We start from the raw sequence: 17,775 nt of genomic DNA on the forward strand, positions 1-17,775 counted from the left end.
AACGCGTAACAGTATATCGGCCGCGGTCAGACGAGCGCGTCCAGGCTTTCGGAGATCCGCAGCGTGGAACCGTTCCGGCTCTTGTGTACCTGCAGCTGCGTGCCGATCCGCTGTTTCATCTCGGCCACATGGCTGACAAGCCCCACTACCCTGCCGCCGTCGCGGAGCCCCTCAAGGGCATCCATCACCTGTTCCAGCGACTGTTCGTCCAGGCTTCCAAAACCCTCATCCACGAACAGGGTCTCGATCTCGACTCCTCCGGCCTCCTGCTGGACAACGTCCGCCAGGCCCAGGGCCAGGGAGAGCGACGCCATGAAGGATTCGCCGCCGGACAGGGTGGACGTGTCCCGGTGGTAGCCGGTCCACTGGTCCACAACTTCGAGTCCCAGCCCTGACTTCGCACCCCGGGCGGCTTTGGCGTCCGTGTGCTGGAGCAGGTAACGGCCATCGCTCATAGCCACCAGCCGTTCGGACGCGGCGAGGGCCACCTGTTCCAGCCGGGCGGCCAGCACGTAGCTGTTGAGGCTCATCCGGTAGGTGTTCTCGCCCCGGCCGGACGCGGCATCAGCCAATCCCGTGAGCATTTGTGCCTTCTCCGCAGGCTGCCGTGACGAGCAGGCCAGCGCCTCGTATTCGGCAGCAATCGACGTCAGCGAGGCCACGCAGCGGGCGGCCAGGCCAGCAGCCAAATCGGCCTCCCGGGCTTCGTTCTGGGCAGCCGCCGCTCCGGCGCGCAGTCCTGTCAGCCGTTCCTCGTCCACCTGGAAGCCCTCCGCGGCCTCAGCCAGTGCCAGCACGATGTCCTCGGACTCGAACAATCCGGCCACGCGGGCGGCCTCGTCCTGGGCAGCACGGATTGCGGCGTCCAGGGCCGCGGCCTCAGAGGCTCCAAGGAGCTGGCCGCGGACGTCGGCGACAGTGGCGAAGCCAGCTTCCGGCAGGGCACGTTCAAGGTGTTCCTGCGCTTCGCCGGCCTGCAGCAATGCAGCATCCACGCGTGACTGGGCTTCGACCGCTTTACCCAGGACCGCCACGGCTTCCTCAAGTGCCCGCAGGCGGCGGTCCAGGCTCCGGTGGCCGCCGCGCAGGCCTGCCAAACCTTTGTCCAGGGAACCAGCCTGTTCAGCCAGCTCGGCAAGGGAAGCGGCAACCCGGGACCGGTCCGCCTCCGCTTCTGCCACGCCTGACCGGGCCTGCCCGAGGCCAGCATCCAACGCTTCGAGCCGCTGCCGCCTGCTCCGGAGTTCCTCCATTGCCTGCTCGGCATCGTTTGCGGCGGCGAGGGCAGCATCCGCTGCAGCGCGCGCTTCTGCCGCAGGGGTGTTCCCGCCTTGTCCGGCGAGAACAGCCACCGCCTGCTCAGCCTTGGCAAGTTCAGCCGTAACCGCGGCGTGCGCTGCCTCTGTGGCCTCGAAAATGCTGTGGGCTTGTTCCTCTTCCTGGGCCAGGCCCGGCCCTCCGCTGCCTGCATCTGCGGGACTGGGATGGTGCCCGCTGCCGCATACGGCACAGGGTTCTCCGTCAACCAGCTTCGCGGCCAGTTCGGATGCGGCATTGGCCAGGCGTTCCTCCCGCACGTCCAGCCAGCGGCGCTTGGCCTCCAACAGGTTTTCCCGCGAGTCTGAGTGGCGGGCTTTGACGAGGCCCAGGGCTTTGACGGCGGAACCGTGGCGCCGGACCACATCCAGCAGTTCCGCGGCGGCGGCAGCTTCCTTGCGGCGCAGCGCGGCGTCGGTGGACCGGGTTTCCAGCCGGTCCATGCCGTCCACCAGCTGTTCGCGTTCCACCAGCAGCTGCGAGACGGTGTTGCCCAGCGTCTCCACGTCCTGCTGGAGTTCCTCCTGCTTCCCGGACAGAACCCCGTGCCGCATTCGGAGGTCCCGGAGCCTGTCCTCGTCCGGCAGCCGTGCCTCGACTACCGCCAACAGCGACCGCAGCCGGCCCAGTTCTTCCGCGGCCCCTGGCACGCTGCCCTTGGCGGAAGCGCCATGTTCACCGGCTGCGGCGGTTCCGGCGGAAGTTACGGACTCCAATCCCGCATCGGCAGCTTCCGCCGCCGGTTCCAGGCTGAGCTGTGCCAGTTCCCCGCCATCGCCGGCGGCCAGCCGGAGCAGCGTCATGGCGGATTCGGCCGCGGCCGCGGCACTGCGCACCTTGGCCGATGCGGCGTCCACGGCTTGCAGCTGTCCCTGGAGGACTTCGGCCTGGCGGTGGCGCCCGAGCCGGGACAGAAGCTCCTCCAGCCGTTGGGCCCCTTCTTCCACGGCCTGCTGCCGCTCGATGGCGGCCTGGAGTTTCCGGTTCCTCCCATCCCGCGCGGCCTCCTGTTCCGCCTCGTTGCGGCGGTCCTGGCTGGCGGCCCCGGCGGCAGCGGCGCGGTCCCTGAGTTCGGCGAGGCGCAGCGCGGCGGAATCCTGCAGCCATGCGAGGCGGCGGGGGACGTCGTCGGCGGCCGGGGCGCCTTCCTCCGGGAGCTGCAGCGGAGCGGCTTCAGTTTCGGCCCGCGAGGCCAGGAGTCCGAGTTGCCCGGACAGGACCGCCACGTCCTCCCGGGCTGCAGCGGACTGCCGGGACAGTTCCTGTTCCAGGGCCTCAAACCGCTGGGTGCCGAAAAGCTTCTGCAGCAGGTCCAGGCGGTCCGCAGCCTTGGAGCGGAGGAAGGCAGCGAAGTCGCCCTGGGGCAGCATCACCACGCGGGTGAACTGTTCGCGGTCCATGCCCAGCAGCGCCATGATTTCGGCACCGGCTTCATCATTGCGGGCCGACTTTTCCACCCAGGCCCCGTCCACCCGCTCCCGGAGCAGTGTTTTGGCCTGTTGAACTGTGAAGCCGTTCTTACCCCTGGCACTGGGCTTCTCCCAGGCCGGGGAGCGTGTCACCTCGAAGCGGCGGCCCTGCGCGGAAAACTCACAGGTGACGGCAGGTTCCTGCCCGGGCTCCGCGTGATCGCTGCGCAGCCGCTTGCCGTCCTGCCGGGCTCCCGGGACAGACCCGTAGAGGGCAAAGCAGATGGCGTCCAGCACACTGGTCTTTCCCGCACCTGTGGGCCCGTTCAGCAGGAAGAGACCGTGGGCGCTGAGCCGGTCAAAGTCGATGTCCTCGGTGCCTGCGAAAGGGCCGAACCCCGAGATGCGCAAATGGTGGATCCTCACCGCGATGCCTCCAGCAGCCTGATGTTTTCCAGCGCAGCGGCGAGCGCGGCCTTTTCCGCCTGGTCCGCGCTCCGACCCCTCACGTGTTCCAGGAAGCCACAGCAGACAGCCAGGTCGTCCGGTGCACCGGCAAGCCTGCTGCTGTAGCTCGCCTGCGCAGCGGCTGACGCGCCCTGGGGATCGAATGCCAGGACCAGGGTGTCCGGAAACCGGGTGCGGAGCCGTTCCATGGCACGGGCGGGACGCTGGGCGTCCGTGAGGGTGATTTGGCAATAGGCGGCTTCGGCCCAGGTGTGGGCGGGTTCCGCCAGGAGGTCCTCCAGCTCTCCCCGCAGTACGGCCAGGGCACGTGGGGCTTCCCATTGGACCGCTGACACCGAGGTGAGGCCCTCCGGACCGATGTCCACGAGCCAGGCCCCTTTCTGGTGCGTTGACTCCGAGAAGGAATAGGCCAGCGGCGAGCCTGAATACCTGACGCCTTCCGAGAGCTGCTGCCGGCCGTGCAGGTGGCCCAGCGCCGTGTAGGTGAAGCCGTCAAACAGGTCCAGCGGCACCGCGCCGACCCCACCGATGCTGAGGTCCCGCTCGCTGTCCGAACTGATGCCCCCGCTGGCGAACGTGTGGGCCAGGACCACCGAATGGACGGTGGCGGACTCCGACCTGCGTGCGATGTCCTCCCGGATCAGGCCGGTTGCTGCGCGGGTGACCTCGAAATGGCTCGCCGTTGCCACCCCGAGCTGCTCACTGACGAGCCGGGGCTCAAGCCACGGGATGCCGTAAAGCGCCAGCACGGCTTCCCCACCGGCCGCATCCCTTCCCATCGGAAGCAGGAGAGGCTGGGCCAGGTCTTCCACCCTGGTGCGCAGGTGTACTCCCCCGCGCTCCAGCAGCCGGGAGGCGAAGCCGAGCCGGATGGCGGAGTCGTGGTTGCCGCTGGTGAGGACCACTTTGGCCCCCGCGGCAGTGAGCCGGACCAGGGCGTCGTCAAGCAGGTGGACCACGTCCACGCCCGGCAGTGCGCGGTCGTAGACGTCCCCGGCAATCAGGACGACGTCAACGCCGTCCCGCTGGACCGCTGCCACCAACTGGTCGACAAAGGCGCGCTGGGCGTCCAGCATGCCGACGCCGTGGAACGAACGGCCAAGATGCCAGTCCGAGGTGTGAAGTAACCGCATATTCCTAAGCTATCGGCAGCCACTGACACTTCAGAAAAACGCCGCGGTGCAGAGTATCGGTGGAGTGTCAGGACCGTTTGCCGTCGAAGAACTCCTGGGCCTCGCTGACACGGGACTTCTCCCGCCGCCCAGCCGTGGCTGGCGTACCGGCACCGGCCCTGGGGGCCGCGGCGCCGTCGTCGTCATTGCCCAGGTTGGCCCCGTCCAGGCTGTCCGCGCCGGCACCGTCCGCATCAAGGCCGTCGGCGTCGCCGTCGCCCGCCTCCGGGGCGTCCGGGCCCCGCCGGTTCCCACCAGCCTCGTCGTCCTCGGAAGCTGCGGGCGCCGCGCCTGCAGCAGGCTCAGCGCCCGCGGTGATGCGGAATGCCAGGCCGGCGATGGCGGCCCCTGCCAGCGGCGCCACCAGGAAGACCCACAGCTGCCCCAAGGCCCAGCCGGAGCTGAAGACGGCGGAGGCCAAGGCGCGGGCGGGGTTGAAGGGCAGGTTTCCCACTGACTGGCCCACCTGGAGAAGGGCCGCGAAGGACAGTCCCACGGCAACGGCAGCCACGGTGCGGTTGCCGCCGCGGCCGGCTGCGCCGAGGAAGACTGCCACGATGATCGCGGCGCCGAGCAGTTCCAGGAGCACGACGGCGGCGAGGGGCGCCTGGATGATGGAGTGGTCAGCAAAACCTGCTGCCACGGTGTCGAAGGCCGTGCGGCTGTCCGGAATGCTGGGCAGGGTCCGGAGGATGCCGAACAGGGCGAGGGCACCCACCAGGGCGCCCACCACCTGCGCGGCGGCGTAGGCTGCGGCAGCACCGGCACGGATCCGCCCGGCGAGAAGGTGTCCCAAGGTGATGGCGGGGTTGAAGTGGCCGCCGGAGACATGTCCGAAGGCGAGCATCGCGGCGGTGGTGGCCAGCCCGGCAGCAAGCGCGGCGGGCACAGGGCTGGACTGCGGAATGCTGAACAGGGGCACACCCAGCCCGGCCACGGCCAGGAAGAGGCTGCCGAAGGCCTCGGCCACCAGGCGGGGCAGCAGGCCGCCGGGGGCGGTGTCAGTACCGCCGGGCTGCAGTGCGTCGCGGGCTGGGACGGGGGTGCTCATGGGGAAACCTTACGTGTGGGAGTCAGGTGGTTGCTGGCGGACTGGCCACGGCAACCCGAGCAGTATTCCAGCCAAGGCTGTGCGTTTGCTGGACATCAGCTGTTGACGGTGCGCCAGAGCCAGGGGTTGACCGGCGCCCGTGCGGAGGACGGTACATTGACAGCATGAGCACTGACCCCGGCATTCCCGCGCCCACCCTCAAGTCCCGGATCCACGGCTGCCTGTTGGGCGGAGCGCTGGGAGATGCGCTGGGCTACGCGGTGGAGTCTGATTCGATCGCCGAAATCCGGGAACGCTTCGGTGCCCAGGGCCTGACCGGGCTTGGGGACCTGTCCGGCCCCCGCCACTTTTCCGATGACACCCAACTGACCCTGTATACCGTTGACGGCCTGGTGGAGGCACTGGAATGGGCCAACGCGGGAGTGGGCGCGGACGTAAACGCCTGCCTTTGGCTGGCCTACCTGCGCTGGCTGGCCACCCAGGGCGAGGACGCCGGGCCGTCCGCACCGGTACCCCAGCCCCGTTGGATCGACGGCAACGAGGTGCTCCGGCAGCGGCGGCACCCGGACAAGGACTGCATCAGCGGGCTGGCCACCGGCGAAATGGGAACCAGTATCCGCCCCGTCAACCCCGGCGCAAAAGGCCCCGGTACGGTGATGCGGTCAGCCCCGTTTGGGCTGATTCCACATATCACGCCCGACGCCGTCTACAAGCTGAGTGCCGACGCCGCCGCCCTGACGCACGGGCATCCCGCGGCCCACCAAAGTGCCGGAATCTTCAGCCTTCTGATCCATCGGCTGGTGTCCGGGGAGGCGCTGCGGGACGCTGCGGCCGCAGTCGCTGCCCACGCCGGCACCCTTCCGGAGGCCGCGCCGGAACTGCCGGAGCGGCTGCAGGCCGCCATCCGCCTCGCGGAGACGCCGACTGTTGCCCCGGAGGAACTGGTGCAGGCACTGGGCGAAGGATGGCTGGCGGAGGAGGCCCTCGCCGTCGCGCTTTACGCCGTGCTTGCCACGGTTCCGGCCGGCGCTGCGGACGCGCAGCCGGACAAGCATTTCCGGGACGCCTTGGCGGTGGCCGTGAACCACAGCGGCGGCAGCGATACGCCAGGCTCGCTGGCGGGAAACATCCTGGGCGCCCTGTACGGGGAGGACTGCCTGCCCGCGGAATGGGTTGAGGTCCTCGAAGCTCCGGAGGTCATCCGGGGCATGGCAGATCAGCTGGTGAAGGTTACGACCGGCGAAGGCTGATGTTGTTGCAGGCCTCGCAGACGTCCTCCGGGATCAGTCCACGGCGCTGCAGGAACCCGAAGATGGTGCAGCCCAGGCAGAATCCTGCGAAGGCCTCCAGTGACGCCGCGACCACCAGGACGCCCAGGAGCGTCCAGGCCGCCGGTGCCGCGCCTGCAGCGAACAGGAGCAGCGCTGCGGTGGACACTGCTGCGCCGATCCCCTGTGCAAAGCGCTTGGGCGGCCCGGAAACAAGCCGCACCTTTCCCAGCCGGGGAGTGATGACCTTCACCGAGAGCAGCGCCAGGGGCGAAATCCGCGGGCCGAAAAGCAGCCGGAGCCAGAACCCGACGGCAATGGCCAGCAGCCCCCACCCGGAACCTGCCACGGCGGTGACGACGGCGAGCAGCACCACGAGCGCGGCGGTGACACGGGCAGCGTACTCATTGACGGGATTGGGAAACGCGAACAGGGAGGACATGACGCAAGAGTAGGAGGCTGCCGTCAGGCGGCCAAGCTTTGTTGCGCCGGATTACCGTGGGCGCCCCGGCCCATGCCGGGTCAGGGCGAACCGGTCAGTGCATGGGGCTCAGGCGCTGACCGCAGGTGCCAGTGCACCGTTCCAGCTATCCGCACCCGCAGCCTGCGGACTTCCGGGGACGTCCCCGCCCACCATCTGCAGGAACTCGCCCTCGGACAGCACCTCGATGGCCTGTCCCCGCTCGTGCAGTTCCAGGACGCGGCGCGCCTTTCCGGTGAGCCTGCCCGAGCGCAGGTCGGAGGCAACAAACCCGTCCCCCACCACCAGGACCGTGGTGCGGGCCGTGACCCGGCTTTCCGTCCGGGCGCCGCACCGGGCCGAGCGGAGCTTCGCCTCCGGGCGGTCGATGGAAAGTTGCCCGGTGAACACAACTGTCTGGGCGTACAGCGGGTGGCTGGCTTCGGCGTCCGCATTGGGCTCGGGGTTGGCCCCTTCCTCGGGCCAGCCGGACTCGAACCGTCGGACCAGCGCGGCGCCGTTGCCCGAAGCGCCGGCGACCGCCGCGAGGGTGGGCTTGGACAGCCCGCCCCTGGCGGGATCGAAGGCGTGCTGGCGCGGTACGGCCAGGCCCAGCGAAAGATAGAGCTCGGCGATGCTGTTGGCACCGTTGCGGGCGGCGATGTCAATGAGGATGCCGGCGCAGGCACGGGCATCCTCCGTGGCGTCGTGATGGTTCACCAGCGGGACGCCTGCTTCCTCGGCGGCAAACGGGAGCGAGTTGGAGACCAGTGAGTAGCAGCGCCGGGACAGCATGACGGTGCAGACATAGTCATAGGCGGGGCCGGGCAGGCCGGATACTTCCAGTGCCGAGCGGATCACGCCCAGGTCGAACGCGGCGTTATGGGCCGCCAGTACGTCGTCTCCGATGAAGGCACCAATTTCAGGGAACAGCTCACCGAAGCGGGGCATGCCGGCAACGTCGGCTGGAGTGATCCCGTGGATCCTGACATTGTGGTGGTCGAAGTGGTCGTACCCGGACGGTGGACGCATCAGCCAGGAGGCCTCTTCGACGATCCTGCCGCCCCTGACCTTCGTCAGCCCCACGGAGCACGGGGAGCCGCGGAAGCCGTTGGCCGTTTCGAAGTCGATCGCCGTAAAGTCCAAACCCACGGCCCCTACCTTACCGCCGCGGATGTCCCACCCGGGGAGGGACAGGCCCGTCAAGTACCCTTGAGGGGTGAACTTTCCTGTGATGAATGACCTCGCGGTGTCCATGCTGGCCGGCGCGGGACCGGTCCAGCCAAGAATGGCTTCCTTCCTGCCCGATTGGCTGAACCCCCAGGTCTTCCTGGCCGATCCGGCGCTCGCCCCCTGGGTGGTCCTGCTGGTGTGCGGAATCATCTTCGCCGAGACAGGCCTGCTGGTGGGATTCTTCCTGCCGGGCGACTCCATGCTGTTCACCGCCGGCCTGCTGGTGGCCACGGACACCATCAAGTTCAACATCTGGCTCCTGGCCCTGCTGATCGTGGTCTCGGCGATCATCGGCAACCAGACCGGCTACCTCATCGGGTCCAAGGCGGGGCCCGCCATCTTCAACAAGCCCAACTCCAAGCTGTTCAAGCGGGAGAATGTGGAGAACGCCCACGCATTCTTTGAAAAGCACGGCGGCAAGGCCCTGATCCTGGCCCGCTTCGTGCCCATCATCCGCACGTTCGTTCCCGTCATTGTCGGCGTTGCACAGATGAGCAGGCGGAAGTTCTTCCTGTACAACGTCATCGGCGCCGTGCTCTGGGGCGGCGGTGTCACGCTGCTCGGCTACCTGCTGGGCGACAAGGTGCCGTGGGTCCGCGACAACCTGGACATCATCTTCATTGCCATCGTGCTGGTCTCGGTGATTCCCATCGGCATCGAGGTCCTGCGCGGCCTGTCCGCCAAGCGCCAGGCACAGGCCTATGGCACCGACGCCGTGGACGAGTTCATTGAGGAGCACGGACCGGAAGAGGACCAGAAGACGCCCCGCAACATCCACGGCAGCCGGCCGGAGTAGCAACGCTCCACCCTCCAGTGGCAGCAAAAAAGGTGCGCACCCCATGCGGGTGCGCACCTTTTTTATTCTCCTAGCCCGCCGCTTCCAGGGCTGCCACGATCGACGGCAGCAGGGCCCGGAACGCCTTGCCGCGGTGGCTGATGGCGTTCTTTTCCTCCGCGGACAGCTCGGCGCAGCTGCGGTCCTCCCCGGCCGGCTGCAGCACCGGATCGTAGCCGAATCCGCCGGCTCCCCGCGGTTCGCGCAGGAGGATCCCCTCAAGCTGCCCGTACTCCACCACTTCCCTGCCCGGGCCGTCGCCATCGGCCGGCAGGGCGAGGGCGGCAGCGCACACGAACGCCGCCCCGCGGTGTTCGTCCGGGACATCGGACAGCTGGTTCAGCAGCAGTTCCAGGTTGGCGGCATCGTCTCCGTGCCGTCCGGCCCAGCGGGCAGAGAAGATACCCGGAGCACCGCCCATGACGTCCACGGCCAGCCCGGAGTCGTCGGCAATGGCCACCAGGCCGGTGGCACCGGCCACTGCCCGCGCCTTAAGCAGCGAGTTCTCGGCGAACGTCACGCCGGTTTCGACGACGTCCGGCGCACCCGCCGCAGCGGCGTCCACCACCTGTGTATCGACGTCGAGCCCGGGCACCTGCCCGCGCAGCAGTTCGCGGAGCTCCCGGAGTTTGCCTTTGTTGTGCGTGGCGAGCACCAGCCGGGGCGCCGCGCCGCTCACAGGGTGTCCGCCAGGGTCTCGCGCTGGATGGCGGCCAGCTGGGCCGTTCCCAGCAGCGCCAGGTCCAGCAGCTGGTTCAGCTCGTCCCGGTCGAACGGGGCACCCTCTGCGGTTCCCTGCACCTCAACGAACTTGCCCGAGCCCGTGACCACCACGTTCATGTCGGTTTCGGCCCGGACGTCCTCCACGTACGGCAGGTCCAGCATGGGGACGCCGTCGATGATGCCCACGGACACGGCCGCGATGGTATCGATGAGCGGCTGGGCATTCCGGGCAATGAGCTTGTTGTCGCGGGCAAACCGGATGGAATCGGCCAGGGCTACATACGCGCCGGTAATGGCTGCGGTGCGCGTGCCGCCGTCGGCCTGGAGGACGTCGCAGTCCAGCACGATGGTGTTCTCGCCCAGGGCCTTGGTGTCGATGATGGAGCGCAGCGAGCGTCCGATCAGCCGCGAGATCTCGTGGGTGCGGCCGCCGATCTTGCCCTTGACGGACTCGCGGTCCGAACGGGTGTTGGTGGCGCGGGGCAGCATGGCGTACTCCGCCGTGACCCAGCCGCGGCCCTCGCCTTTGAGCCAGCGCGGAACGCCGGCCGTCAGCGAGGCTGTGCACAGCACCCTGGTGTTGCCGAACTCGATCAGTGCGGATCCTTCAGCCTGGTTGGACCATCCGCGGGTGATGCTGATGGGCCGGAGCTGGTCGGGGGCACGGCCGTCGGCGCGCACAATGGGCACTGCAGTTGCTTCAGATGTCATGGCTTTAGCTTATCGAGTGCCGGTGCGGCCGGTGGCGGTGCAGTGGGTGCCGGCAAGGACAACGCCGCACAGCAACGCAGGCCGGCTAGATGGTGTAGTGCACGCCTGCCACCGCCACGGCAACGTCGCCCGGGAACACCGGGCGGGCTTCGGCCATGACGGTGGTCTGGGAGGTCCACACCGGGATGTGGGTCAGCAGGAGCCGCCGTGCACCGGCAGCTGCTGCCGCTTCCCCGGCCCGTTTGCCCGTGAGGTGGACGTCGTTGATGCCGTCATCCCGGCCTTCTTCGAAGGCTGCCTCGCACAGGAACAGGTCCGCGTCCTTGGCAGCTTCCTCGAGGCCGGCGCAGGAATCGGTATCACCGGAATAGGTCAGGACGCGGGATACCGGGGCGCCGTCCTTGCCCGGTTCCACCACTTCCACCCGGAGGGCGTAGGCCTCCTCGATGGGATGGTTCACGGTGAACGGGGTGACGGTGAAGGGGCCCACAGTCACCGGCTTGCGTTCGGCCCAGTTGGTGAAGTCGAACTCCTCATGCATGCCCGGGTCCAGGTCCAGCCCGTAGGCGGTGGCCATGCGGTCCGCCGTGGCGGCGGGGCCCCACACGGGAATCCGGCCGCGGCCCCAGCCTCCGGGCTTCCAGCGGATGGCCACGTGCAGGCCGCACAGGTCCATGCAGTGGTCCGGGTGCAGGTGGGTGAGGAAGATCGCGTCGATATCCTCCAGGTCCGTGTACCGCTGGATGGCCCCCAAGGCACCGCTGCCGAGGTCCATCACCACCTTCCAGGTCCGCTCGCCGTCAGTGGCGGTCAGGAGGTAGCACGACGCCGGCGAGCCGGGCCCGGGGAACGAGCCCGTGCACCCCACGATGGTCAGCTTCACTGGGCGGAACCCCCACCGCGGCGCGCCCCGGCGAACCCGCCGCCCACGAAGTTGGAGATCCTGGGGCGGTTGCGTGCGCTTTGCGCGGCGGCGATCATCTCAGGAGTAATGCGCGCCAGGCTCCCTGTGGGGTACTGGGCGGCCACATGGTCCACGTGCCGGACCGAGAGTACTTCCGGGCCCAGGAACCGCCGGGCGAGCGCCTCGAACTGCCCGGCGTCGCCGGTGGCTACGAAGTGGTGCTCGGGCGGGGCCTCGGAGATCCGCTGCAAATTGTGGGTGGCGAGGGCCCGGTAGACGTCTTTGGCGGTCTCTTCAGCGCTGGACACCAGCGTGACGTCGGCGCCCATGACGTAGGAGATGACGCCTGTCAGCAGCGGGTAGTGGGTGCAGCCCAGCACCACGGTGTCCACGCCGGCTGCCTTGAGCGGGGCAAGGTATTCCTCCGCGACGGCCAGCAGGCCGGGACCGGTGGTGATGCCGGCCTCCACGTAGCTGACGAACTCGGGACAGGCCGCGGAGGTGATCTCCAGGTCCGGTGCCGCGGCAAAGGTGTCGTCATAGGCGCGCGAACCAATGGTTGCGGAGGTCCCAATCACGCCGACCTTCCCACTGCGGGTGGCGGCAACGGCGCGCCGCACCGCGGGCTGGATGACCTCGATGACCGGGATGCCGTACTTGGCGGTGTACCGCTCACGGGCGTCCCGCAGGACAGCGGCCGACGCCGAATTGCAGGCGATGGTGAGCAGCTTGACGCCGGAGTCCACCAGTTCGTCCATTACGCCCAGGGCGTTGGCCCGCACCTCCGCGATGGGCAGCGGCCCGTAGGGGCCGTGCGCGGTGTCCCCCACATAGAGGATGGACTCGTTGGGCAGTTGGTCGATGATGGACCGGGCCACGGTGAGGCCGCCAACGCCGGAGTCGAAGACGCCGATGGGCCGGGCTTCAGGGGCGGCGTCCGGCAGGTCGCTTGCGGCGGCCGCGGGCTCTGTTTCCGCCGGTGGTTCCGCGCTCGAGGCTGTTGTCATGGTTATTCGAGGATAGGTGGTCCCGGAAGCGTCAGTCATCATCTTGTGTCCGGCGACTCGTGTCTGCTGTATCACAGCGGACGGCCTCCCCCTGGCCGCCGTGGCTCACCGGCGGGATTCCATGGACTGCAGCATGGCCTGGACCAGGGACTCCTGCAGCCAGGTGGTGAAGTTGTACACCAGCGCCAGGTAGCTCTCCACGTCCTCGGCCTGGGACCAGTCCTGCATGCGGTGGACATGCTCGGCGTCGGCTTCGTCCCTGATGTCCAGCCGCTCTGCCAGCACAAGGCGCACATCGTTCAGCGCCATGGACCAGTGCTTTGCGCCCTCGGGCGTCAGCACGATCTCGTCCTTGTCCAGGTCCAGCGCCGCCGCACGCAGCGCGCCGATCTTTGTTTCCCGCAGTGAACGCTCGGTGAGCTGGCGGAACTCAAGGGACGCGCCGCCGTCGTCCTTGGCCACGTTGGGCAGCAGCCGCTTAACGGCACGGTCCGTTGGCTCGGCCACGTCCATGTCGAGTCCAATCAGCGCCGCAAGCGGGTCCTGCCCGGCGCGGTCCTCCGGCTGGAGCATGGAAATGACATCGTCAATCAGGCTGCGCAGCAGGTCCCGTTCGGCCGGTTCCAGGAAGCCGGTGATGCCTTTGAGTCCGTATTTGAATGCCTTAGCCACGCTTCCCCTTACCCTGGCCCGGACCGCCGGACTTGCCCGAATTGCCGCCGGGGCCGCCGCTGGCCTTCTCCACCGTGGCCCAGAGCCCAAAACCGTGCATGGCCACGGCGTGGCGCTCCACCTGTTCCTTGCTGCCCGACGCGACGATGGACCGGCCCTTCTTGTGGACCTCCATCATCAGCTTGTTCGCCTTGGTCTCCGAGTAGCCAAAGTAGCTTTGGAACACGTAACTGACGTAGCTCATGAGATTGACGGGATCGTTCCAGATCACCAGGTTCCAGGGGATGTCCGGCGCGGTCAGGGAGTCGGTGGACTCTGCTGTGCCGGTCCGGATGCCCTCCTGTGTATCAGGGCCGGGCGCAACGCTTATGGTCATCTGTCCATTCTATGGGGCTGGCTACTAGAGTGACTGTCGTGAGCACCTCAGCCGGCTGGGACCATCCCCGCACGTCCTTTTACACCGACCACTACGAGCTGACCATGCTGCAGGCAGCCCTCCATTCGGGGGCCGCGCACCGCAGGTCGGTTTTCGAGGCGTTCGCGCGGCGGCTGCCCGACGGACGGCGCTACGGCATCGTTGCCGGCACCGGACGGCTCCTGGAGGGCATTGCGAACTTCCGCTTCGGCGAGGCCGAACTGGAGTTCCTGGAGCGCACGCACGTGGTCAACCGCGAGACGCTCGAATACCTGGCCAGCTACAAATTCTCCGGGGACATTTGGGGCTACGCCGAAGGCGACGCGTACTTCCCCAACTCCCCCATCCTGATCGTGGAGGCGTCGTTCGCGGAGGCCTGCATGCTGGAGACCTACCTGCTCTCGGTGCTCAACCACGACACCGCCATCGCCTCCGCCGCTTCGCGGATGGTGAGCGCGGCGGGCGGCCGGCCCTGCATTGAAATGGGCTCACGGCGCACCCATGAGGAAGCCGCCACAGCCTCGGCGCGGGCCGCCATCATCGCCGGCTTCGACAGCACCTCCAACCTCGAGGCGGGCATCCGCTACGGCGTGAAGACCGTGGGCACCGCCGCCCACTCCTTCACCCTCCTGCACGACACGGAGCGGGAGGCCTTCGAGGCCCAGATTGCCTCGCTGGGCGAGGGCACGTCCCTCCTGGTGGACACGTACGACGTCGAAAAGGCCGTCCGCACGGCCGTTGACCTGGCAGGGCCCCGGCTGGGCGCCGTCCGGCTGGACTCGGGCGACCTGGTGGCCCAGGCACAGTGGGTGCGCCGGCTGCTGGACGACCTGGGCAACGAGCACACCAAGATCGTGGTCACCTCCGACCTGGACGAGTACGCCATCGCGGCCCTGCAGTCAGCCCCTGTGGACTCCTATGGGGTGGGCACCTCGCTGGTGACCGGTTCCGGCGCCCCCACCGCCAGCATGGTCTACAAACTGGTCAGCCGCACGGACGATGACGGCAACTTCGTATCCGTGGCAAAGGCTGCCAAGAACAAGGCCAGCGTGGGCGGGCGCAAGTACGCGCTGCGGAAGCTGGACGAACGCGGCAGGGCCACCGCCGAGGTGGTGGGCGTGGGCCACCGGCCTGAGGACGACGGCAACGACCGCCCGCTGCTGCAGCAGTTCATGAAGAACGGCGAACTGCTTCCGGGTTGGACCGGGCACGAGGGCGTGCTCCGCGCGCGGCAGCGCCATGCGGACTCCATGGCCGAACTGCCGCCCGTGGTCAACCGCTTGCAGCGCGGCGAGGCCGCAATTCCCACTCTCTACGAAGACAACTAAGGAGCACTGATGGCCCGCGCTTTGATCATCGTGGATGTCCAGAACGATTTCTGCGAGGGCGGCTCGCTTGCCGTTCCGGGCGGGGCGGCGGTGGCTGGAGCCATCAGCGAGTACCTGGACGCCCATCACCGCGAGTTCGACTATGTCATCGCCACCCAGGACTGGCACATTGATCCCGGCAGCCACTTCTCGGATACGCCGGACTACAAGGACAGCTGGCCGCGGCACTGCGTGGCAGGCACCCGCGGAGCGGAGCTCCACCCGGACCTGGACACCGAATATGTGGACGCGTACTTCCGGAAAGGACAGTTCGCTGCCGCCTACTCCGGGTTCGAGGGCCTGCTGGCTCCCGAGGACGCCGTCCCCACGGGCGAACGCCAGGCCGGGGCGCTGCCTGGCGGCGGCGGTGAAATGGACGCCGAGTCACTGGAGCCGGGCGACGACGCCATCGGCCTCGACGACTGGCTGCAGAGCCACGACGTGGAGGACCTGGTGGTGGTGGGCATCGCCACCGACTACTGCGTGAAGGCCACGGCACTGGATGCCGTCCAGGCAGGGTACGGCGTCACGGTGGTGAGGTCGCTGACCGCCGGGATCGCCGAGGACCTGGAAGACACCGTGGCCGAGCTGGAACTCGGCGGGGCCGACATCGCCTGAGCCGCTACTTGCGGCCCACGAACCAGTCCTGGAGCTTGCGCAGCCGGGACTTCAGCTGTTCCTCGTTGGCCTGCGCCACGGGCGGGCCGCCGCAGACGGTCCGCAGCTTGGTGTGGACCACACCGTGGGGCGTGCCGGTCCGCGCGGACCAGGCCGCCACGTTCTTGGCCAGCTCGTTGCGCAGGTCCATCAGCATGCGGTGGTCCGGCACGGCGGGTGCGGCACTTTCAGCGGACGCGGCAGGAGCCTTACGGTTCCGCCGGTTCAACTGCTCGTGCTGGCGTTGGCGCAGGAGCATACCCACCTGCTCGGCATCCAGGAGCCCGGGGATGCCCAGGAAGTCCATTTCGTCGTCGGACCCCACTTCGCCGCCGGTGCCGAACTCGCCGCCGTCGAACAGCACCCGGTCAAAGGAGGCCTGGGAGTCCAGCGCCTCGAACTTGCCCTTGGTCAGGCTGTCCGAGGCCTTCTCCTCCCGGTTGGCCTCTTCCATCAGCGAGTCTTCCGGGTTAAAGAGGCCATCGCCGTCCTCCTTCTCCGGCCGGTCCAGCGCGTGGTCCCGCTCCATCTCCATGGAGTTGGCCAGCGCCATCAACTGCGGGACGGAAGGCAGGAAGACCGACGCCGTCTCGCCCCGTTTGCGGGCACGCACGAAACGTCCCACGGCCTGGGCGAAGAACAACGGGGTTGACGTGGAGGTGGCGTAAACGCCGACGGAGAGCCGGGGCACGTCAACGCCTTCGGACACCATGCGGACGGCCACCATCCAGCGCTTGTCACCGGCCGAAAATTCCTCAATCTTGCTGGAGGCCTTGGCGTCGTCAGAGAGGATGACGGTGGGTGATTCGCCGGTGATCCTCTTCAGCTGGCCGGCATAGGCGCGGGCGTCCTCGTGATCGGTGGCAATGACCAGGCCGCCGGCGTCGGGCACGGTGCGGCGGACTTCGCTGAGCCGTCTGTCGGCACCGGCCAGGACGGCAGGAATCCATTCCCCCGCCGGGTTAAGCGCCGTGCGCCAGGCGTGAGACGTGATGTCCTTCGTCACCGCAGCCTCGCCAAGCGACGCAGCCATTTCCTCGCCGGCGCTGGTACGCCAGCGCATCTGGCCGGAGTAGGCCATGAACATCACGGGTCGCACCACGTGGTCCCGGAGCGCGTTGCCGTAGCCGTAGGTGTAGTCAGCCTTGGAGCGCCGGATGCCGTCCCGGTCCTCCGCGTACTCCACGAACGGGATGGGCGAGGTGTCCGAACGGAACGGGGTACCCGTCAGGGACAGCCGGCGCACGGCGGGATCGAACGCTTCGCGCAGCCCGTCACCCCAGGAGAGCGCTTCGCCGCCATGGTGGATCTCGTCCAGGATCACCAGGGTGCGGGCAGCCTCTGTCTTGGCGCGGTGCAGCATTGGCTTGCTGGCTACCTGGGCATACGTGACGGCAACGCCGATGAAGCCACGGCCGTGCTGGCCGTCGGAGTTCTTGAAGTTGGGGTCGATGGCAATGCCCACCTTCGCGGCCGCGTCCGCCCACTGGCGCTTCAGGTGGTCCGTGGGCGCAACGATGGTCACGCGGTTCACGGCACCTGAATCGATCAGGGTGGAGGCGATCCGGAGCGCAAAGGTGGTCTTACCGGCACCGGGGGTTGCCACTGCGAGGAAGTCGCGGGGGCTGTTCTTCAGGTAGAGGTCGAGGGCTTCCTGCTGCCAGGCACGGAGTTTTGGGGCGGTTCCCCAGGCTGCACGTTCCGGGTAGGCCGGAGGCAGGGTGGGACCGCCAAAGAGCGTCTCCGTCACTACTTGTTATTGCCCGAGCCGCCCGGACCCTTCCCGCCGTCGTTGCCCGGGCGGAGGCCATCATAGACCTCCTTGCACTCGGGGCAAACGGGGAATTTCTTCGGATCCCGGCCCGGGGTCCAAACCTTGCCGCACAGGGCAATGACGGGCTCCCCGGTCATGGCGGACTCCATGATCTTTTCCTTCCGCACATAGTGCGCGAAGCGCTCCCGGTCCCCCGGTTCCACTTCCTGGCGCAGTTCCTCGCGCTCAATGGTGGCCGTGGACGTTCCAGCCCCGGAAAGCTCGCGCATGGGGTCGTTTTCGAGAGGGTCCGTCATGCTAGTCATGCCATCCATCTTAGCCGTTCCGCCGGC

17 protein-coding genes are annotated in these 17,775 nt (G+C 68.2%); 4 read left to right on the top strand and 13 right to left on the bottom strand.

Annotated elements, in window-relative coordinates:
- Nucleotides 1-26: 26 nt before the first annotated feature.
- From JCQ34_RS11605 to JCQ34_RS11615, 3 genes are all read right to left on the bottom strand, one after another.
- Entirely contained in the window at nucleotides 27-3,152 is a 3,126-nt protein-coding gene (locus JCQ34_RS11605) for an AAA family ATPase (RefSeq protein WP_286397720.1), read from the bottom strand.
- Entirely contained in the window at nucleotides 3,149-4,327 is a 1,179-nt protein-coding gene (locus JCQ34_RS11610) for an exonuclease SbcCD subunit D (protein WP_286397722.1), read from the bottom strand. Before JCQ34_RS11610 ends, JCQ34_RS11605 begins: the two co-directional genes overlap by 4 nt.
- Before the next feature lie 67 nt (nucleotides 4,328-4,394).
- Nucleotides 4,395-5,417: an aquaporin gene (locus JCQ34_RS11615; RefSeq protein ID WP_286397724.1), complete on the bottom strand. Its 1,023-nt coding sequence runs from the start codon at nucleotides 5,415-5,417 to the stop codon at nucleotides 4,395-4,397.
- Between the two features lie 164 nt (nucleotides 5,418-5,581).
- Between JCQ34_RS11615 and JCQ34_RS11620 the strand changes: the two genes are divergently transcribed.
- A complete protein-coding gene (locus JCQ34_RS11620; RefSeq protein WP_286397726.1) occupies nucleotides 5,582-6,667 on the top strand; it encodes an ADP-ribosylglycohydrolase family protein in 1,086 nt (361 codons plus the stop codon).
- Here JCQ34_RS11620 and JCQ34_RS11625 read toward each other — a convergent pair.
- A complete protein-coding gene (locus JCQ34_RS11625) occupies nucleotides 6,648-7,127 on the bottom strand; it encodes a DUF4395 domain-containing protein (protein ID WP_142133459.1) in 480 nt (159 codons plus the stop codon). The two genes, JCQ34_RS11620 and JCQ34_RS11625, sit on opposite strands and share 20 nt — an antisense overlap.
- A 108-nt stretch (nucleotides 7,128-7,235) precedes the next feature.
- On the bottom strand, nucleotides 7,236-8,297 hold the full coding sequence (locus JCQ34_RS11630) for an exonuclease domain-containing protein (RefSeq protein WP_286397729.1): 1,062 nt from the start codon (nucleotides 8,295-8,297) through the stop codon (nucleotides 7,236-7,238).
- Nucleotides 8,298-8,379: 82 nt separating this feature from the next.
- Here JCQ34_RS11630 and JCQ34_RS11635 point away from each other — a divergent pair, with 82 nt between their 5' ends.
- Nucleotides 8,380-9,174 carry a VTT domain-containing protein gene (locus JCQ34_RS11635; RefSeq protein ID WP_286404468.1) on the top strand — a complete coding sequence of 265 codons (795 nt, stop codon included), beginning with the start codon at nucleotides 8,380-8,382 and terminating at the stop codon, nucleotides 9,172-9,174.
- A gap of 70 nt (nucleotides 9,175-9,244) precedes the next feature.
- On the opposite strand, the gene rdgB is transcribed toward JCQ34_RS11635, so the two are convergent.
- The 6 genes from rdgB to clpS form a co-directional block, all read right to left on the bottom strand.
- The gene (rdgB, locus tag JCQ34_RS11640; RefSeq protein WP_286397732.1) at nucleotides 9,245-9,892 is read right to left on the bottom strand and encodes an RdgB/HAM1 family non-canonical purine NTP pyrophosphatase; all 648 of its coding nucleotides are present in this window, start codon (nucleotides 9,890-9,892) and stop codon (nucleotides 9,245-9,247) included.
- On the bottom strand, nucleotides 9,889-10,647 hold the full coding sequence (gene rph, locus JCQ34_RS11645; RefSeq protein WP_142133456.1) for a ribonuclease PH: 759 nt from the start codon (nucleotides 10,645-10,647) through the stop codon (nucleotides 9,889-9,891). Before rph ends, rdgB begins: the two co-directional genes overlap by 4 nt.
- Nucleotides 10,648-10,732: 85 nt before the next feature.
- On the bottom strand, nucleotides 10,733-11,530 hold the full coding sequence (locus tag JCQ34_RS11650) for an MBL fold metallo-hydrolase (protein WP_286397735.1): 798 nt from the start codon (nucleotides 11,528-11,530) through the stop codon (nucleotides 10,733-10,735).
- Nucleotides 11,527-12,597, bottom strand: a complete 1,071-nt coding sequence (gene murI, locus JCQ34_RS11655) for a glutamate racemase (RefSeq protein ID WP_434738908.1) — start codon at nucleotides 12,595-12,597, stop codon at nucleotides 11,527-11,529. The genes JCQ34_RS11650 and murI overlap by 4 nt, the downstream gene beginning before the upstream one ends.
- A 66-nt stretch (nucleotides 12,598-12,663) precedes the next feature.
- Entirely contained in the window at nucleotides 12,664-13,230 is a 567-nt protein-coding gene (locus JCQ34_RS11660; RefSeq protein WP_286397739.1) for a DUF2017 domain-containing protein, read from the bottom strand.
- Entirely contained in the window at nucleotides 13,223-13,606 is a 384-nt protein-coding gene (gene clpS, locus JCQ34_RS11665; protein WP_286397741.1) for an ATP-dependent Clp protease adapter ClpS, read from the bottom strand. Before clpS ends, JCQ34_RS11660 begins: the two co-directional genes overlap by 8 nt.
- 38 nt (nucleotides 13,607-13,644) lie before the next feature.
- Between clpS and JCQ34_RS11670 the strand changes: the two genes are divergently transcribed.
- Together JCQ34_RS11670 and JCQ34_RS11675 are read left to right on the top strand one after the other, a co-directional pair.
- Nucleotides 13,645-14,973, top strand: a complete 1,329-nt coding sequence (locus tag JCQ34_RS11670) for a nicotinate phosphoribosyltransferase (protein WP_286397743.1) — start codon at nucleotides 13,645-13,647, stop codon at nucleotides 14,971-14,973.
- Nucleotides 14,974-14,982: 9 nt separating this feature from the next.
- Nucleotides 14,983-15,630 carry an isochorismatase family protein gene (locus JCQ34_RS11675; RefSeq protein ID WP_286397745.1) on the top strand — a complete coding sequence of 216 codons (648 nt, stop codon included), beginning with the start codon at nucleotides 14,983-14,985 and terminating at the stop codon, nucleotides 15,628-15,630.
- A 4-nt stretch (nucleotides 15,631-15,634) separates the two neighbouring features.
- Here JCQ34_RS11675 and JCQ34_RS11680 read toward each other — a convergent pair whose 3' ends face one another.
- Nucleotides 15,635-17,419: a DEAD/DEAH box helicase gene (locus tag JCQ34_RS11680; protein ID WP_142133449.1), complete on the bottom strand. Its 1,785-nt coding sequence runs from the start codon at nucleotides 17,417-17,419 to the stop codon at nucleotides 15,635-15,637.
- Nucleotides 17,419-17,757: a DUF3039 domain-containing protein gene (locus JCQ34_RS11685; RefSeq protein ID WP_142133448.1), complete on the bottom strand. Its 339-nt coding sequence runs from the start codon at nucleotides 17,755-17,757 to the stop codon at nucleotides 17,419-17,421. Before JCQ34_RS11685 ends, JCQ34_RS11680 begins: the two co-directional genes overlap by 1 nt.
- Nucleotides 17,758-17,775 lie beyond the last annotated feature (18 nt).

Source organism: Pseudarthrobacter defluvii, assembly GCF_030323865.1.
GTDB classification, from domain to species: domain Bacteria; phylum Actinomycetota; class Actinomycetes; order Actinomycetales; family Micrococcaceae; genus Arthrobacter; species Arthrobacter sedimenti.